A 17,086-nucleotide genomic window follows, 5' to 3' on the forward strand; every position below is an offset into this window, starting at 1 on the left:
ACGGTTGCCGCAGCTTGCTGTTCGTTCGAACGTCCTTCGGGTGGGCAGGCCCGCAACCAGGCCGCAACCAGGGGGCATGTACGCGCGTTGACCCCGATATGACCCATGAGCTGACCGCCTCCCGGCTTGCAAGCGCTTCCAGCAACGCCACCGCAAGCGGACGCTGGTGGCGCGATGCCGTCATCTACCAGGTATACGTGCGGTCCTTCGCGGACAGCGACGGCGACGGCATCGGCGACCTCCAGGGGGTGCGCTCGCGCCTGCCCCACCTGGCCCGGCTCGGGGTCGACGCCGTGTGGCTCACCCCCTTCTACGTCTCCCCGCAGGCCGACGGCGGCTACGACGTCGCCGACTACCGCGCCGTCGACCCCCTCTTCGGGGACCTCTCCGACGCCGACGAGCTCGTCCGGGCCGCCCACGCGCTGGGCCTGCGGGTCATCGTGGACGTGGTGCCCAACCACACCTCCGACCGGCACGCCTGGTTCCGGGAGGCCCTCGCCCACCCCGCGGCCGAGGCCCGGGCCCGGTACCACTTCCGCCCCGGCCGCGGACCCGGCGGGGAGCGCCCGCCCAACGACTGGGAGTCCGTCTTCGGCGGCCCCGCCTGGACCCGCACCCCCGACGGCGCCTGGTACCTGCACCTCTTCGCGCCCGAGCAGCCCGACCTGAACTGGGAGCACCCCGAGGTCACGGAGGAGTTCGCCTCCGTCCTGCGCTTCTGGCTCGACCTCGGCGTCGACGGGTTCCGCATCGACGTCGCCCACGGCATGGTCAAGGCCCCCGGCATGCCAGACATCGGGCGCGGCGCCCAGGCCACCCTGATCGGCACCGAGCCGCTCCCCTTCTTCGACCAGGACGGCGTGCACGCGATCCACCGTTCCTGGCGGCGGCTGCTCGACTCCTACGACGGCCCGCGCATCGGCGTCGCCGAGGCCTGGGCGCCGACCTCCGAGCGGCTCGCGCTGTACGTGCGGCCCGACGAGCTGCACCAGGCCTTCAACTTCCGCTTCCTGAACTGTCCGTGGGACACCCGCGCGATGCGGACCGTCATCGACGAGTCCCTGGCCGCCACCGCCTCCGTCGGAGCCCCCACCACCTGGGTGCTGTCCAACCACGACGTCGTACGCCATGTCACGCGGTACGGCGGCGGCCCACAGGGCCTGGCCCGCGCCCGGGCCGCCGCGCTGCTGATGCTCGCCCTGCCCGGGTCCGCGTACCTCTACCAGGGCGAGGAGCTCGGCCTGCCCGAGGTCGCCGACCTCCCCGACGCCGTGCGCCAGGACCCCGCCTTCCTCCGCTCCGCCGGGCAGGACGGGCTGCGCGACGGATGCCGGATCCCGCTGCCCTGGTCCGGCGAGCAGCCCCCGTACGGGTTCGGGCCGGCCGGCAGCTGGCTCCCGCAGCCCGCCGACTGGGCCCCCATCAGCGTCGCCGCCCAGACCGGCGACCCGCACTCCACCCTGGAGCTGTACCGCGCCGCCCTTGAGCTGCGCCGCGCGCTGCCCGGCCTCGGCTCCCCCGACGCGGGCCCGCTGACCTGGCTGCCCGCGCCCGAGGGCGTGCTCCTCTTCACCCGGCCCGGGTTCGCCTGCACCCTCAACAGCCGCTCCGAGCCGCTGGAACTCCCCTCGCCGGGACGCCCCGTACTCTCCAGCGCGCCGGTCGAGACGGACGGCCGGACCGTGCTCCTGCCGGCCGATACGTGCACGTGGTGGGCGTTTTGACGTCCTCTCCCTCGTGCGACGAGGGGGATTCCTGACTCACGCTGCCTGACGGACCGGCGGTCCGTCAGGTCTTCCGCGATCGGCGCCAGCCGGGTTGAGACCAGCCCGGACGAGCATGACGCGTGCGGAGTTCTCATCTCTCGGCGAGACAGCTCCGCACGCGGTGCACGTGTAGATGCGTGTCCTGCCGCTGCCGGGCGATCTTCTTGTGCGCCTTCGCAGCCTGCCGCTTCGCCTTGCGGTAGCCCTTCGAGGCGTCCTGCCCACGCCTGGGTTTCCGGCGGGCCATCATCCGCTGGTACCCGGCCAGCTTCCCGGCTGCCCTCTTGCCGTACTCGGAGTGCGGGAGGTCGTGATCGTCGCTGCAGGTGGTCGCGGTCTCCTTCACGCCCCAGTCGACACCGATCGCCGCGCCGGTCGAGGGCAATGGCCGTACCTCTGCCCGGACGACGAAGGAGGCGTACCAGTGGCCGAGGCTGTCACGGTAGACGCGGACGCTGGACGGGTTGAACCGGGGCGTCCCCGTCCGCTGCCTGACCGGCAGCCGGGCCTTGATGTCCTTCAATCCCTTGGCACGGGCCTTCGCGAAGTCCTTGACTGTCTGCTGTTGCGGCACGCTGCCGCCCTCACGCAGCCACTCATGCTCTGCGCGCCAGCCTGTCAGCAGCTTGTCCAGCCGCGCGGAGCCACACTCATCTCCGCTCTTATGTGCTGCCCGCGACTTGGCAACGCACTGGTTCCACACCCAGCGGCACCGGTCCCACTCCCCCAGGAGGGCTGATAAAGCGGCGGACGACAGGCGAAGCCGGAAGCCGTACCGGGCGTACCCGGCCTCGCTGGCTTCCTCCGGTACCGTCACAGCGCCAACGTAGACGCGCCGTCCTGTTCGCTCCCGGGAACGCCCGCGCCTCATTCGAATGAGTGAACGCCTCATAGTGGCCGCCGTTTCGTCAACTCCGAGATCCTGCATCGCTCGGGGGTGCTCGCAGCAGTCCCAGTCGCCCCCCTCCCCGGCCTGGAGGCGGGGGCGCATCTGCTCGCTTCAGTGACGTGGGACCGGTACAGTCCAATCCCGTGACCGCACGGCTAGCCGACATCGCAGCCCAGGCGGGGGTCAGCGAAGCCACAGTCAGCCGCGTGCTCAACGGCAAGCCCGGTGTGGCCGCGGGCACCCGTGAATCGGTGCTGGCCGCCCTCGACGTACTCGGCTACGAACGCCCGGTGCGGCTGCGCCAGCGCAGCGCGGGACTCGTCGGTCTGATAACCCCCGAGCTGGACAACCCCATCTTCCCGGCGCTCGCGCAGGTCATCGGCCAGGCGCTGACCCGGCAGGGGTACACCCCGGTGCTGGCCACGCAGACGCCCGGCGGGTCCACCGAGGACGAGCTCACCGAGATGCTGGTCGACCGCGGGGTCTCCGGCATCATCTTCGTCTCCGGGCTGCACGCCGACACCACCGCCGACATGGGCCGCTACGACCAACTCCGCGGGCAGGGCGTCCCGTACGTCCTCATCAACGGGTTCTCCGACAAGGTGCAGGCCCCCTTCGTCTCCCCCGACGACCGCGCCGCGATGCAGCTCGCCGTGACCCACCTGACCGCGCTCGGGCACACCCGGATCGGGCTCGCGGTCGGACCGAAGCGGTTCGTGCCCGTCCTGCGGAAGATCGAGGGCTTCCGGCTCGGGATGAAGGAGCGGCTCGGCCTCGGCGAGGCCGAGGTCGAAGAACTCATCCAGCACTCGCTGTACACGCTGGAGGGCGGGCAGGCCGCGGCCGCCGCGCTCATCGCGCGCGGCTGCACCGCCATCGTGTGCGCCAGCGACATGATGGCGCTCGGGGCGATCCGGGCGGCCCGGCAGCAGGGGCTGCGCGTGCCGCAGGACGTCTCGGTCGTCGGCTTCGACGACTCCCCTCTCATAGCGTTCACCGATCCGCCGCTCACCACCATCCGGCAGCCGGTGCAGGCCATGGGGCAAGCGGCGGTCCGTACGCTCCTGGAGGAGATCGGCGGTACGCCGGCCCCGCACAGCGAGTTCGTCTTCCTGCCCGAGCTGGTGGTCCGCGGATCCACCGCCTCCGGTCCGCAGCAACGTAGGGGACCGTCTACTCCCCAGGGGTGAGCGGCTGCGCCCGAGACCGTCCCGAGGGATGATCGGAGGCGAGAACGCATCTGGCAGACTCTTTCCCCATGGGTGAATCGAGCGTGAAGACACTGGAAACCCGGACGGAAGTCTCATCACCCCACGTGACCGAGAGTGATACCCGTCCGGGGGCTCAGCGCGCTCTCCTGTCCCGGCTGCGCGCCGCGCGCCGGCCGCGCATCTGGTTCGAGATCCTGCTCATCGGGGTCAGTTACTGGACCTACTCGCTCATCCGCAACGCGGTGCCCGAGCAGAAGGCGGCCGCCCTCGCGAACGCCGACTGGCTGTGGGACCTCGAACGGACCCTCGGCATCGCGGTGGAGCGGTCGGTCAACCACGCCGTCAACTCGGTGACGTGGCTGATCGTCGGCATGAACTACTACTACGCCACGCTCCACTTCATCGTGACCATCGGCGTCCTGGTGTGGATCTACCGCTTCCATCCGGGGCGTTACGCGGCCACGCGGATGGTCCTCTTCGCCACCACGGGCGTCGCCCTGCTCGGCTACTACTTCTTCCCGCTCGCGCCGCCCCGGCTGATGAACGGGCAGAGCTTCGTGGACACCGTGCTGGTCCACCACACCTGGGGCTCCATGGCCTCCGGCAACCTCAAGCACATGTCGAACCAGTACGCGGCCATGCCCTCCATGCACATAGGGTGGTCGCTCTGGTGCGGACTGACGATCTTCGCGGTCGCCTCCGCCCCCTGGGCCCGGATCCTGGGCCTGCTCTACCCGGCGGCCACCCTCGTGGTCATCGTGGCCACCGCCAACCACTTCTGGCTGGACGCCGCGGGCGGCATGCTCTGCCTCGCGTTCGGCTACACGGTCTCGCGCGCCTGGTACGGCTCGATGCCGCACCGCCTGCCGCGCGAGCCCGAGGAGACGGGCCCGCATCCGGCTTCGGCCGCCCTGCTGAACCGGTTCCGCAGGGCCTAGAGCTCCCTGCCGTACGTGATCCGGCCGCCCGACATCGTGAGCCGGATCGGGGCCTCGGCCAGTTCGTCCGGGGCCGTGTCCACCGGGTCCAGCGCGAAGGCGGTCAGGTCCGCCCGGAAACCGGCCGCGATCCGGCCCGCCACCCGCTGCTCCCCGGCCGCGAGCGCGGCGTGCGAGGTCATGCCCTCCAGGGCCATCAGCCCCGTCAGGGCGGGCCCGGCGGCGGCCGCGCCGAGCGGGCTGCGGGCGATGGCCAGGACCCGGCGGGCGTCGTGGTGGGCGATGGGCCAGTCGGAGCCCAGCGCCAGCACGGCCCCCGCGTCGCGCAGGTCCCGGCAGCGCCAGGCCCGGGCCGCCCGGTCCGCGCCCAGCCGCTTCGACCACTCGTCGCTGTGGTCGGCCCGGGTGTACGCGGTGTGCGGCGGCTGCATCGAGGCGATCACCCCGAGCTTCGCGAACCGCTTCAGCTGGTCGTCGGGGACGGTCTCGATGTGCTCGATCCGGTGCCGCATCCGGGCCTCTGCGCCCAGCGAGGCCACCGTGTCCAGGACGTGGCGGACCGCCGCGTCGCCGATGGCGTGGGTCGCGGTGCGCACCCCGGCCGCGTCGAGGGTCCGTACGGCCGCCGAGTAGGCCTCGGGATCGGGCCAGAAGGCGTCCGTGCCCCGGCCGTGGCAGTCGGCGTGCTCCAGCCAGGCGGTGCCGCCCTCGACGGTGCCGTCCATGAAGAACTTCACGCCGCCGACCTGCCAGTGGCGGCCGCGCAGCCCCTGGATCCCGATCAGCTCCGCCAGCTCCCGCGGTGTGGCGCCAGGCATGCACCAGGGCGCCAGGTTCAGCCGCAGCGGCAGCTCGCCCTCGTATTCGACGCCGGTGAGCAGGGCCGGTACGTCGCCGTCGCCGAGGTCCATGACGTGGGCCCCGGTGAGTCCGGTGGCGGCCATCTCGCCGAGCAGGGCGGTGAGCCGGGTGCGCCGCTCGGCGGCCGAGGGCTTCGGGGCGAGGGCGCCGACCAGGGCCATCGCGGCGTGCTCGACGAGGTGGCCGGTCGGGCGGCCGTCCGGATCGCAGACGATCTCCGAGCGCTGGTCGAACGTACGCGGGCCGGTGACGCCCGCGGCGTCCAGGGCGGCGCCGGAGGCGAGGGCGGAGTGGCCGTCGTACAGGCGCAGGAAGGCGGGGGCGCCGGCCAGGGCCTCCTCGATCAGCGCCCTTGTCGACGGGGCGGCCGCCGAAGGCGTTGTGGTCGAGGCCGTGGCCGAGGACCCAGCCGGCCGGGCGCGGGGCGGTGCGCAGGGCGGCCCGGAGCTGGTCGAGGTCCCGGACGGCCGAGAGGTCGGTTCCGGTGGCCATCTCGATGCCCCAGACGGGGTGGCTGTGGGCGTCGGTCAGGCCGGAGGTGAGGGTGGCGCCGCCGAGGTCGAGCACCTCTGTGGCGGGGCCGCGCCAGTCGCGTACGTCGGCTTCGTCGCCGACGGCGAGGATCTCGCCGCCGCGGACGGCCACCGCGCGGGCCTCGGGGCGGCCGGGGTCGAGGGTACGGACGCGGGCTCCGGTGAGGACGGTGTCGGCAGCGGGCACGGGGCTTCTCCTCGGGGTCGCGGTGAAGCCCGGTCAGTGCGGGGTGGGCCAGGCCTTCAGGAGCTCGCGGGCGGCTCCGCTGTTTCCGAGCTGGTAGACGGCGACGGCGGACGGGCGGACGGTGAAGGCGTCGAACGGCTCGGCCTCGATGGCCTTGAGGTCGTCGAGGGTGGCGAAGCCGACGGTGATGTGGGCGGTGTACCGGCCGGGCCCGATCTGGGCGGGGACGTAGCCGTCGACCCAGTCGAGGGTGCTCCGGCTGATGGACTCGCCGGGGTCGGTGACGAAGGCGGCGGGCGTGCCGCCGGACCCGGTGAACGGGGTGATCGCGGCCAGCAGCGCGGCCTGGAAGGCGAGGACCTGCGGACCGGGTCGCAGCAGGATGACCGCGAGGCCTTGGCCGGGCACGCCCCAGTCGGCGTGTCCGATGGCGACGGCCCGGTAGGAGAGGGTGCTCGTGTCGGTCGCGGCCAGGGTCCGGTGGACGGCGTCGTACGCGTGGTCCAGGTCGGTGGTGGGACGTAGCGCTGGAGGGTGGTGACGTGCGGCCGGTGGGAGGCGTCCAGCGCGAACCCGTCCGGGACGCTCTCGCGCATGCGGGCGTTCCAGGCGTGGGCGCGGCGCAGGGTCGTCTCGTCCGGGTCGACGAGCACGTCGACGGCGGTCAGGTCGTTCAACGCGTCCTCCGGGTCAGAACAGGGTCGTCCAGTCGTTCTTCATGCTCACGACGGTCCAGCCGAGCTGTTCGGCCGTGGCGAGCGAGGCCTCGGCGCCCTTGGTGTAGGCGTACTCGCGCTGGTCGTCGTCGTGGCGGACCAGCAGGGCGAACGCGGCGCTGGCGAGCATCTCGATGTCGACGCCGGCGTTGCCGCCCGCGAAGGCGGGCAGCCGGCCGGTGTGGGCGAAGATGTGCTCGGGCTTGCCCGGCCCCAGGTCCAGGCCGCCCAGGAGCTCGCGGGAGCGGACGATCCTGCCGCCGGTGTAGGTGTAGGCGGCCGCCGAGCCGATCACGTTCTCCTTCGGGATCCCCCAGGTCTCCTCGGCGAAGACGCGCATGAAGTCGCGGCCGCCGCCCGAGCACACGAACACCCTGAACCCGTGGCCCCGCAGGAGGTCGAACAGCTCCGGCATCGGCCGGTAGACCAGCTCCACGTAGGGGACGCCGAACCGCGGGTCCCGCACCGTCCGGGTCCACTCCCGCACCCGCGCGTCGAACTCCTCGGGCGTCGTGCCCGCCCACGAGCGGGCGAACGCCTCCAGCAGGGTCGCCACCGTCCCGGGCTCCTGCGTCGCCAGGCGCTCGAAGAACCCCTCGTCCCGTTCCGCCAGCGCCTTGTACGGCTGCCGCTCCGCGAGCGAAGGATCGGCTCTCACCTCCTCCTCCCAGGTACGGAAGACGAAGTCGAACTGCGGGGGCAACGGCTGCTCGACCCACAGCGTGCCGTCGTTGTCGAACGTGGCGATCCGGTCCGCCGGCTCGACGAACGCAGCACCCGGTGTCGTCGCCCTGTGGACGTAGTCCACGACCGCCTGCCTGGCCGGGCCCTCGTTCCAGCTCGCCAGCACCTGCTCCGTCACGGACCACTCCTCGGCTCGGACTCGGAGATCGCGTCGTTTGCGAACGCCGACGCGACGGCGTCCGTGAGGCAATGGTCGCTCCGGACGGCGGCGGGCGCTTTTCAGGAGCGGGGACGACCTGCCGTGCGCGGCCCCCGCCATCGCTCCAGCAGCCCGCGCCGGGCAGGGGTCACGGCCGCCGCGGATGCCGGTACGGGGCCCGCGCTCGCGTCGATCCGGTCCAGGGCCTCGGTGAGGGTGCGGACGTAAGCCTCGTCGGCGAGGATCCGCACGCTGTCGTAGGGGTGGCTGAGACGTTCCTCCGCTGACAGGATCCGGCGCAGCAGGGGCGCCGCCGCGGCGGCCGGGGCGCCGATCGCGCCGAGACGGCGGACGGCTTCGCGGGTCGGCAGGGCGGGCTGCCCCGTCCAGTCCGGGTCCACCTCCGCCAGCAGCACCGGTACGGCGGGTTCCGGGTCTCCGGTGATCCGCCAGTACGCGTGCGCGGCGGCGACCCGGGTCCACGCGCCGGGCGATTCCATCAGGCCGCGCACGGTGTCCGCGTGCGCGGCGGCCGACGGGCCGAGATCGGCGAGGAAGGGCAGACCGTGGCCGGCGGTCCCGGATCCCACGGCCGCGCCGCACACGTCGAGGGCGAGGGAGGGGTCCCCGGTGACCCGCCAGTGCGCCCAGGCGGCCATCCGTGGATGGTGGCGGCCCGCGCGCTCGGCCCGGCCGGTGGCGTACTCGGCCAGCCGGTCCGCGGCGACGGCCGCGGCGGGGCCGATCCGGCCGAGGACGCGCAGGGTGTCGTAGGCGTACGGGGTCTCCAGGTACCGGACCACCTCGGGCATGGCGGGCGCGGCGGCCGGCCCCCAGGCGGCGAGGAGTTCGAGCATGAAGCCCGCCTGGTACGGGGGCGGCTCGCTCCGCAGGCCGGGCAGGATCGAGGGAAGCAGGTCCGCGGCGGGCAGGGCGGCGAGGTGGGGGGCCCAGGGGCGGTCGTACGGGAGCCGGTTGTCCTTCGCGATGCGCCCCAGCGCCGGCAGCGCCCGGACGTCACCCATCCCTGCCAGGGCGAGCGCGAGCTCTTCGACGTTCCCGAGCCGCGTGGCGAGGGCCTTGGCCAACCGATCGGCGTGCCCGGAGACGGCGGAGCCGGCCTGGGCCACCGTCTTGGCCGCGTCCCAGCTGCTGCCCAGGGGATTGCAGGCGGCCTTGACGACGGCCTCCCAGCACTCCGGATCCGGCCGCCGGTAGCGGACAACGGCCTTGACGGCCGAACCCAGTGTTCTCACGCGGTCGCGTAGGTGACGAAGCCGTTCCAGGCGGCCGGGGTGACGGCCAGGCGGGCGTCCTCGGGACGCTTGGAGTCCCGGACGAGAACCGTCCCGGGGGTCCGGGCGACCTCGACGCAGTCGGCTCCGTCGGCGGTGCTGTAGCTGCTCTTGGTCCAGGCGACCTCGATGCAGTTGGGTCCGTCGTTGGTGCTGTAGCTGCTCTTTGCCCAAGTCAGTACGGAAGGGCCCTCGGCCGATGGCTTGATACTCATGTCTCCCCCAGGACCTTCTCGATGAACGTCAGCGATTCACGAGGCGTCAGAGCCTGTGCCCGGATCACGCCATATCGCATGTCGAGGATCTGGACCTCTTTGGGATCGGTGATCAAACGACTGGCCATCTGAACGTCGTTGTGCCCGACCGTCGTCCCGTCCCTGAGTCGCATAACCTTGAACGAAGCGGCGAGTGCGGAATGCTCCTCCACCGCGATGGGCATGACCTGGATCTCCACGTTCCGCAGGCTGCCGACCTCCAACAGGTGCTCCAGTTGGCGACGCAGCACCATCTTGCCCCCGATGGGCCGCCTGAGGACAGCCTCTTCCTGCACGACGCTCAGCAGCGGGGCCGGATGCTGCCGGAGGATCTTCTGACGCTCCATCCTCGCCGTGACCAAGCGCTCAATCTCATCCTCCGAGAACATGGGGCGCCTGAGGCCGAATAGGGCGCGAGCGTACTCCTCTGTCTGGAGCAGACCCGTCACCACCACGTATTCGTAGGATCCGATCTCGACGGCCGCGGATTCCAACTTGGCCAGATCCCGAACCTTCTTGGGATAGTGGGCCTTTTCGACGTCCACCTTCATTGCGGCGATCTTCCCGCCCGCGCCAAGAACCTCGTCCGCCTTGTCCAGGAACTCCGGACGCGGAATGCGGGTGCCACTCTCGATCTTGCGGGTCAGGTCCGCCCCGTAGCCCATCTGTTCAGCGAAAGTGGATCGGTCGAATCCGCCCGCCTCCCGCCACATTTTCAACTGGCGTCCCACCGCCGCGACGACCGCCCCTGATTCGTCATCCGGGTCGAGTGCCCAGCTCGACTCATCGGTGCCCTCTGCGCTCACTGCCACCTCCGTTGGCCTTCAACTCCGTTCAGGCTACGCACGGGTGGCCGCGCCGAGTCACGTGAATCAGGAAATCCGTTTTCACCGGATCGAGGTTTCCACGACCCGGTGGGCCAATATCCGGAACCGCTCGACACCTAAAGATAAACAACCGGGGGAAATGACCTCTCCCAACCTCCCCCCTCCCCCTCTCACCCGGATGGGTGAATCACCCCAACCTGGCTGGCGCATATGACAATTCACCAGGCAGTCTGGCTCTGGACAACCCCCATAAACGCGAACGGCCCTCGTACGGGACGGCAATCCCGCCCGAGGGCCTCGCCGCTGAGGAAGTAGGACCCTTCCCGTGGCTGAACAGCAGCTTAGCGCGCCCTCGTGCGCTCCGTACCGCATTGCGAGGCCCGGTGTCATGCACGAGAAAGACCGGCAGCCCGAGCGCTACGTCAAGATCGGCAACCACCTCGCCCAGCACAGCGAGTTGAGCCTGACGGCGATCGGCCTGTCCACGTACATCCAGTCCCTGCCTACCGGCGCCGATGTGTCGATCAAGGCCCTGGCGCAGCGGTTCACCGAGGGCGAGACCCGCATTGCTTCGGCCCTGCGGGAACTGGAAGCCCACGGCTACCTCTCCCGTACCCGGGAGCGGCTCCCTTCGGGACAGATCGTGACCCGTACGGTGTCGTACAACAACCCGCCCGCCAGGCGGCTGAAGGCGGCGAAGCGCCCCGGACAGCCCCCCGCGACGGCACCCGCACCGGCCCGGATGCAGGCTCCGGACCCCGACCCGGAGCCTGAACCGGAACCCCGACCCGAACCCGCCCCGGCCGCCTCGGAAGCCGAGCTCCAAGCCCGCGAGCTGCTCGCCCGCCTGCGGCTGCGCGATCCCCGGCTGTTGCTGTCCGAGCGGGACACCGTACGGCTGGCGCCCTCCGCGGCCGTCTGGCTGGAGCGCGGGGTGCCGCCGAGCGCCGTCGCGGCGGCGCTGACGCGTTCCCTCCCGATGACGGCGATCCACTCCCCCGCCGCGCTGCTCGCCCACCGCCTGCGGGAACTGGTGCCGCCCCGGCTGCCGGACCCCGGCGCGGCGCGCCCCGTACCCCCGGACCGCGAGGTGCATCCGCTGCGCACGTGCGACGGCTGCGACCGCGCGTTCCGCTCCCCCGTCCCGGGCCGCTGCCGCGACTGCCCACCCGCGGACGTGCGCGCGGCGTAGCCGAGCCGAGTACTACGCCCCGTAGAAGAGGTCGTCGACGACCGCTCGCGCCCTGCGCGTGATGCGGCGGTAGTCGTCGAGGAGTTCGCCGACCGTGCCCTCCGCGTAGCCGAGGTAGCGGCCTACGGCCGCCAGTTCTCGGGCCTCCGAGGGGAAGGTGTCCCCGGCGCGGCCGCGGACCAGCATCACCGCGTTGCGGACCCGGGTGGCGAGTACCCAGGCCTCGTCCAGGATCTGCGCCTCCTCGGTCGGGATCAGCCCGGCCGCGTGGGCGGCGGCCAGGGCCTCGCGGGTCCGGGTGGTGCGCAGGCCGGGCTCCGACCAGGCGTGCCGCATCTGGATCAGCTGGACGGTCCACTCGACGTCGCTGAGGCCGCCGCGGCCCAGCTTGGTGTGGAGCGTGGGGTCGGCGCCGCGCGGGAGGCGCTCGGACTCCATGCGGGCCTTCAGGCGGCGGATCTCGCGGACCGCGTCCTCGCCGAGGCCCTCCATCGGGTAGCGCAGCGGGTCGATCAGCTCGATGAAGCGGGCGCCGATCTCGGCGTCGCCCGCGACCGGTTCGGCGCGCAGCAGGGCCTGGCTCTCCCAGGTCAGGGACCAGCGCCGGTAGTACGCGGCGTACGAGGACAACGTGCGGACCAGGGGGCCGGAGCGGCCTTCCGGCCGCAGGTCGGCGTCGATGAGCAGTGGCGGGTCCGCGGTGGGGAGTTGGAGCAGCCTGCGCATCTCGGCGATGACGGTCTGGGCGGCCTTCGCGGCCTCCTGTTCGTCGACGCCCTCGCGGGGTTCGTGGACGAACAGGACGTCGGCGTCGGATCCGTAGCCGAGCTCGTGGCCGCCGAAGCGGCCGACGCCGATGATCGCGAAGCGGGTGGGCAGGGTCTCGCCCCAGTGGTGGCGGACGGCGGCGCGCAGGGCTCCGGCGATGGTGGCGGCGGTGAGGTCGGAGACGGCGCTGCCGACCCGGTCCACGAGGGCTCCGGGGTCCTCCTCGGCCGGGCTGTCCTCCGTACCGTAGGAGCGGATGATGTCGGCGGCGGCCGTACGGAAGAGCTCGCGGCGGCGGACCCCGCGGGCGGCGGCGACGCCGGCCTCGGCACTCTCGGCGCGCCCGACGGCGGCGAGCACCTCCTGGTCCAGGGCCTCGTGCGTACGGGGTCCGAGGCCTTCGGGGTCGCCGAGCAGGGCGACGGCCTCGGGGGCGCGCATCAGCAGGTCGGGGGCGAGCCGCCCGGCGGACAGGACGCGGGCCAGGTTCTCGGCGGCGGCGCCCTCGTCGCGCAGGAGGCGCAGGTACCAGGGGGTCTTGCCGAGGGCGTCGGAGACCTTGCGGAAGTTCAGCAGGCCGGCGTCCGGGTCGGCGGAGTCGGCGAACCAGCCGAGCATGACCGGGAGCAGGGTGCGCTGGATGGCGGCCTTGCGGGTGACGCCGGAGGCGAGGGCTTCGAGGTGGCGCAGGGCCGAGGCCGGGTCGGCGTAGCCGAGGGCTTCGAGGCGCTGGCCGGCGGCGCGGGGGGAGAGCCGGGCCTCGCCGGGGGCGAGCTGGGCGACGGCGTCGAGCAGGGGCCGGTAGAAGAGCTTCTCGTGCAGGCGCCGGACCACGGAGGCGTGGCGGCGCCAGGCCTTGTTGAGCTCGACGACGGGCTCGGTGCGCAACCCCAGCGAGCGGCCGAGGCGGCGCAGGTCGGCCTCGTCCTCGGGGACGAGGTGGGTGCGGCGCAGCCGGTAGAGCTGGATGCGGTGCTCCATGGCGCGCAGGAACCGGTACGCGTCGTTCAGCTGGGCGGCGTCGGTGCGGCCGACGTAGCCGCCGGCGGCGAGGGCGTGCAGGGCGTCGAGTGTGGTGCCGGAGTGCAGGCCGGCGTCGCTGCGGCCGTGGACGAGCTGGAGCAGCTGGACGGCGAACTCGACGTCGCGCAGGCCGCCGGGGCCGAGCTTGAGCTCGCGGTCCACCTGGGCGGCGGGGATGTTGTCGACGACGCGGCGGCGCATCTTCTGGACGTCGGCGACGAAGTTCTCGCGTTCGGCGGCCTGCCAGACGAGGGGCGTTATGGCGTCGATGTACTGGGCGCCGAGGTCCGGGTCGCCGGCGACGGCGCGGGCCTTGAGGAGGGCCTGGAACTCCCAGGTCTTGGCCCAGCGCTGGTAGTAGGCGAGGTGGGAGGCGAGGGTGCGGACGAGGGGGCCGTTGCGGCCCTCGGGGCGCAGGTTGGCGTCGACCGGCCAGATGGTGCCTTCGATGGTGGTCTCGGAGCAGATCCGCATGAGGTGGGAGGCGAGGCGGGTGGCGGCCTGGACGGCCTTGCCCTCGTCGGCGCCGCCAGGTCCTGCCGGTGCGTCCCCGACGAAGATGACGTCGACGTCGGAGACGTAATTGAGCTCGTTGCCGCCGCACTTGCCCATGGCGATGACGGCGAGCCGACAGGCGGCGGCGTCCTCGGGGGCGGCGGCGGACGCGATCCGCAGGGCGGCGCGGAGGGTGGCGGTGGCGAGGTCGGCGAGCTCGGCGGCGGTCTGGGCGACGTCGATGGTGCCGCAGACGTCGCGGGCGGCGATGGAGAGCAGGCAGCGGCGGTAGGCGACGCGCAGGGCGATGGGGTCGTGGGCCTGCGCGAGTCCCTGCTCGAACTCGGCGAGCCCGGGGTGCAGATCGGCGGCCTCGTACGTCACCAGCGCGTGCCAGTCGCGGGGGTGGCGGGCGAGGTGGTCGGCGAGCGCCTCGGAGGCGCCGAGCACGCCGAGGAGGCGGTCGCGCAGCGGCTTGGCGCTGACGAGGGTGTCGAGGAGTACGGGCCGCTCGTCCTCGCTCTGCGCCTCGGCGAGCCGGACCAGCCCGAGGAGGGCGAGATCGGGATCGGCGGTGGCCCCGAGGGCGTCGAGGAGCACCGGATCGGTGCGTACTGAGGCCAGCGCGTCGGAGTCGAGCAGCCGGGCGGCCGCCGCGGAGTCGGTGAAGCCGCTGCGCAGCAGCCGCATGAAGGTACTGCTCCTGCGTCCCGGGACTGTCATCCCGCCGCCTCCCGCGTACGTCGCCGTCGCCGCCACCGGCGGAGCGTGCCTGGGATGAGCCTAGCCGGAGCAGGCATTCGATTCACGGCGTGGCCGAGCACGCACCATGATCGCGGTTATCGGATTATCTGTATACATTCGGGCTCTGTGCCCTCCCTCCGGGCCGCTCCCGCCCAACGGCCCGAAGGACCCCCATGCCCGAAGGACACCCCACGCCGCCGGACCGGCCGTGGCCGGGTGGCTCGGGCGGGGACCCGGGCGGGGACCCGGACCGGCCGTGGCCGGGGACGCCCGGCGGGGGGCGCGCCTCCCGCCGTTCCGCCAGCGCCGGCAGCGCCCAGGCCCCGGCTCCCGGCGGCCGCCGCGCCGCGCGGCGTGCGCGTACCGCCGAGGCCCAGGGGCGTCGGGGCGCTCGGGGTGCCCGGGCTCGGGGCCGGGTCGTCAAGGGGGTCGCCGGCGTCGCCGCCGCAGCGGCGGCCTGCATGCTCGTACTCCGCGGGAACGAGGCCCTCAGCGGCATCGGCGACCGCCACGGCCCCGCACCGACGGCCGCCGTCGACGCGCCCGACCCCGGCCGGGTGCTCCAGATCGTCGCCCACCCCGATGACGACCTGTACTTCATGAACCCGGACCTGCGGTACTCCATAGCCGCCGGCCACCCCGTCACCACCGTCTACCTCACCGCCGGCGAGGCGGACGGCATCAACGCCACCGAAGGCAAGCAGGCCTCCACCCCGGCCAACAAGCCCGCCTACGCCGAAGCCCGTCAGAACGGCATCCGCGCCGCCTACGCCAAGATGGCCACCGGCGACCGCGGCAGCGCCTGGAAGCGCACCGTCGTCCCCACCAAGGGCGGCGGCCACGCCGAGGTCGACGTCCTCGTCGCCAAGCCCGAGGTCAACCTCGTCTGGCTGCAGCTGCGCGAGGCCGGCACCGTCTACGACAGCGCCCCCGACAGCCTGCACGGCCTGTGGGACGGCAAGATATCCGCGCTCGGCGCCCAGCTCGCCTCCGGCACCCCCGTCAAGCAGCGCTTCTCGTACTCCAAGGACCAGGTCGTCCGCACCCTCGTCGGCATCCTGGAGCAGTACGGGCCGACCACCGTCCGCGCCCAGGACCCCACCCCCGGCCGCTTCCCGGACACCAAGAAGTACACCGACCACCAGGACCACTTCTACGGCGCCCGCTTCGTACAGGCCGCCCTCGCCGCGTACGCGAAGGACGTCGACGCGAAGGACCGCCCGCACTTCGCGGTGCAGAACTACGTCGGCTACTTCAACGGCTCCCTGCCCAGCGCCCTGGACCCGGACGAGGCCAGGGAGAACCTGGACATCCTGGACACCTACGCCTGGCTCGACAAGCAGAACCACTGCGGCAGCGACGCCGGCTGCGGAGACCTCAAGGTCGCCGACCACCCCGCCGGCAACGGCTGGACCTCGACCGTCAACTACGCCCGCGGCACCGGCACGTCCTGGCTGACCTCCGACAAGGAGCACGGCCTGTGGGCCTTCAAGGTGCTCGACGGCCAGGTCGCGCTCTGGCACCGGTCCGGCCCCATCGGCGCCTGGAGCGGTCCGCGCCTGCTGCCCGGCACCGGCATGGACCCGGGCGTGGCCACCGTCACCCTGCCGGACGGGCGGATCGCCGCCTTCGGCACCCGTACCTCCTTCGGTGCGCGGCCCGCGGACTACCGGCGCGAGGTCGTGTACGCCGTCCAGAAGGGCCCGGGCACCGAGGAGTTCGGGGACTGGCAGTCGCTCGGCACGCCCGAGACCGCCGACGAGAACTGGACCTCCGACATCAGCGCCCCCGCCGTCGCGGTCGACGGCACCGGGCAGTTGGCGGCGTACGTACGCGACGGCGCGGGCTCCCTGCGCGGGCGGGTGCAGTCGGCGAACGGAGGCTGGGGCCCGTGGACCTCGTACGGCGGCGCCGGCCTGCACGGCACCCCGGTCGCCGCCACCGACGGCGCCGGGCGGCGCATGGTGTTCGCGGCGACCTCCAAATCGGTGCTGGGCTGGGCCCAGCCGAAACCGGGCGCCCCGCTGGGGCCGGCCACCCCCACCGGGCTGCCGGACACGACGCTCCCGCTCACCGCGGAGGGGCGCGAGGGCGGGGTGCGGCTGTGGTTCCGCAAGCCGGGCTCGGGCAATGTCCGTACCGCCCTGGTGACGGGCGACGGCGGGCTGAAGGTGAACCACCTCACCGACCTCGGCGGGCTCCAGGGCTTCGGCTCGGTGACGGCGAGCGGGCACGTGCTGGCCGGCCGCTCGGCGGGCGGGCTGCTGGGCTCGGGCCTCGGGTCGGGGCGGCCGTGGGAGCGGTCGCCGCTGATGTTCGTCGGGGCGCCGTCGTCCACGATGACCGGCAGGAACACGGTCAGCCTGGCGGTGGTGGGGCTCGACGCGCGGCTGTACGTGACCTCGTCGGCGGACGACGCGGACGCGCACCTGGCGCCCTGGCTGCCGGTGGGCCCGCGCAACACGGGCGGACGCTGACACCCCCGGCGCCCCCGGGCGGGACGT

At 72.8% G+C, this 17,086-nt stretch carries 11 protein-coding genes and 2 pseudogenes; 5 read left to right on the plus strand and 8 right to left on the minus strand.

The window, feature by feature from the left end; translation table 11 throughout:
* The first annotated feature begins 98 nt into the window (after positions 1 to 98).
* Entirely contained in the window at positions 99 to 1,724 is a 1,626-nt protein-coding gene (locus ACIQU4_RS14970) for an alpha-amylase family glycosyl hydrolase (RefSeq protein WP_403729765.1), read from the plus strand.
* Between the two features lie 36 nt (positions 1,725 to 1,760).
* Here the strand turns inward: ACIQU4_RS14970 and ACIQU4_RS14975 are convergent.
* Positions 1,761 to 2,583 (minus strand): annotated as a pseudogene (locus ACIQU4_RS14975) (RNA-guided endonuclease InsQ/TnpB family protein).
* 215 nt (positions 2,584 to 2,798) lie between these two features.
* Between ACIQU4_RS14975 and ACIQU4_RS14980 the strand changes: the two are divergent.
* Both ACIQU4_RS14980 and ACIQU4_RS14985 read left to right on the plus strand, forming a co-directional pair.
* Positions 2,799 to 3,845 carry a LacI family DNA-binding transcriptional regulator gene (locus ACIQU4_RS14980; RefSeq protein ID WP_385576797.1) on the plus strand — a complete coding sequence of 349 codons (1,047 nt, stop codon included), beginning with the start codon at positions 2,799 to 2,801 and terminating at the stop codon, positions 3,843 to 3,845.
* A gap of 68 nt (positions 3,846 to 3,913) precedes the next feature.
* The gene (locus tag ACIQU4_RS14985; RefSeq protein WP_403729768.1) at positions 3,914 to 4,804 is read left to right on the plus strand and encodes a phosphatase PAP2 family protein; all 891 of its coding nucleotides are present in this window, start codon (positions 3,914 to 3,916) and stop codon (positions 4,802 to 4,804) included.
* On the opposite strand, the pseudogene ACIQU4_RS14990 reads toward ACIQU4_RS14985, so the two are convergent.
* The 6 genes and pseudogenes from ACIQU4_RS14990 to ACIQU4_RS15015 form a co-directional block, all read right to left on the minus strand.
* Positions 4,801 to 6,385 (minus strand): annotated as a pseudogene (locus ACIQU4_RS14990) (amidohydrolase). The gene ACIQU4_RS14985 and the pseudogene ACIQU4_RS14990 sit on opposite strands and share 4 nt — an antisense overlap.
* A 33-nt stretch (positions 6,386 to 6,418) precedes the next feature.
* Positions 6,419 to 6,793, minus strand: coding sequence for a hypothetical protein (locus ACIQU4_RS14995; RefSeq protein ID WP_403729770.1), 375 nt, complete (start codon positions 6,791 to 6,793; stop codon positions 6,419 to 6,421).
* 282 nt (positions 6,794 to 7,075) lie between these two features.
* Entirely contained in the window at positions 7,076 to 7,963 is an 888-nt protein-coding gene (locus tag ACIQU4_RS15000; protein ID WP_403729773.1) for an HAD family hydrolase, read from the minus strand.
* Positions 7,964 to 8,064: 101 nt separating this feature from the next.
* Positions 8,065 to 9,240, minus strand: coding sequence for a hypothetical protein (locus ACIQU4_RS15005; RefSeq protein ID WP_403729776.1), 1,176 nt, complete (start codon positions 9,238 to 9,240; stop codon positions 8,065 to 8,067).
* Positions 9,237 to 9,494: a DUF397 domain-containing protein gene (locus tag ACIQU4_RS15010; RefSeq protein ID WP_403729779.1), complete on the minus strand. Its 258-nt coding sequence runs from the start codon at positions 9,492 to 9,494 to the stop codon at positions 9,237 to 9,239. Before ACIQU4_RS15010 ends, ACIQU4_RS15005 begins: the two co-directional genes overlap by 4 nt.
* The gene (locus tag ACIQU4_RS15015) at positions 9,491 to 10,339 is read right to left on the minus strand and encodes a helix-turn-helix domain-containing protein (RefSeq protein WP_403729781.1); all 849 of its coding nucleotides are present in this window, start codon (positions 10,337 to 10,339) and stop codon (positions 9,491 to 9,493) included. Before ACIQU4_RS15015 ends, ACIQU4_RS15010 begins: the two co-directional genes overlap by 4 nt.
* A 409-nt stretch (positions 10,340 to 10,748) precedes the next feature.
* Here ACIQU4_RS15015 and ACIQU4_RS15020 point away from each other — a divergent pair, with 409 nt between their 5' ends.
* Positions 10,749 to 11,552 (plus strand): helix-turn-helix domain-containing protein, encoded by an 804-nt coding sequence (locus ACIQU4_RS15020; protein WP_403729784.1) that lies wholly within the window; start codon positions 10,749 to 10,751, stop codon positions 11,550 to 11,552.
* 12 nt (positions 11,553 to 11,564) lie between these two features.
* On the opposite strand, the gene ACIQU4_RS15025 is transcribed toward ACIQU4_RS15020, so the two are convergent.
* The gene (locus ACIQU4_RS15025) at positions 11,565 to 14,561 is read right to left on the minus strand and encodes a bifunctional [glutamine synthetase] adenylyltransferase/[glutamine synthetase]-adenylyl-L-tyrosine phosphorylase (RefSeq protein ID WP_403729787.1); all 2,997 of its coding nucleotides are present in this window, start codon (positions 14,559 to 14,561) and stop codon (positions 11,565 to 11,567) included.
* Between the two features lie 194 nt (positions 14,562 to 14,755).
* Here ACIQU4_RS15025 and ACIQU4_RS15030 point away from each other — a divergent pair, with 194 nt between their 5' ends.
* Positions 14,756 to 17,059 (plus strand): PIG-L family deacetylase, encoded by a 2,304-nt coding sequence (locus tag ACIQU4_RS15030; RefSeq protein WP_403729790.1) that lies wholly within the window; start codon positions 14,756 to 14,758, stop codon positions 17,057 to 17,059.
* Positions 17,060 to 17,086 lie beyond the last annotated feature (27 nt).

This window comes from Streptomyces sp. NPDC090741 (assembly GCF_044769045.1).
Lineage (GTDB): Bacteria > Actinomycetota > Actinomycetes > Streptomycetales > Streptomycetaceae > Streptomyces.

What these genes read in the sequence shown, in the direction of transcription:
- ACIQU4_RS14970 (WP_403729765.1), top strand. Translation starts at nt 99, where the DNA reads ATGACCCATGAGCTGACCGCCTCCCGGCTTGCAAGCGCTTCCAGCAAC.
- ACIQU4_RS14985 (WP_403729768.1), top strand. Translation starts at nt 3,914, where the DNA reads ATGGGTGAATCGAGCGTGAAGACACTGGAAACCCGGACGGAAGTCTCA.
- ACIQU4_RS15010 (WP_403729779.1), bottom strand. Translation starts at nt 9,494, where the DNA reads ATGAGTATCAAGCCATCGGCCGAGGGCCCTTCCGTACTGACTTGGGCA.
- ACIQU4_RS15020 (WP_403729784.1), top strand. Translation starts at nt 10,749, where the DNA reads ATGCACGAGAAAGACCGGCAGCCCGAGCGCTACGTCAAGATCGGCAAC.
- ACIQU4_RS15025 (WP_403729787.1), bottom strand. Translation starts at nt 14,561, where the DNA reads ATGACAGTCCCGGGACGCAGGAGCAGTACCTTCATGCGGCTGCTGCGC.
- ACIQU4_RS15030 (WP_403729790.1), top strand. Translation starts at nt 14,756, where the DNA reads ATGCCCGAAGGACACCCCACGCCGCCGGACCGGCCGTGGCCGGGTGGC.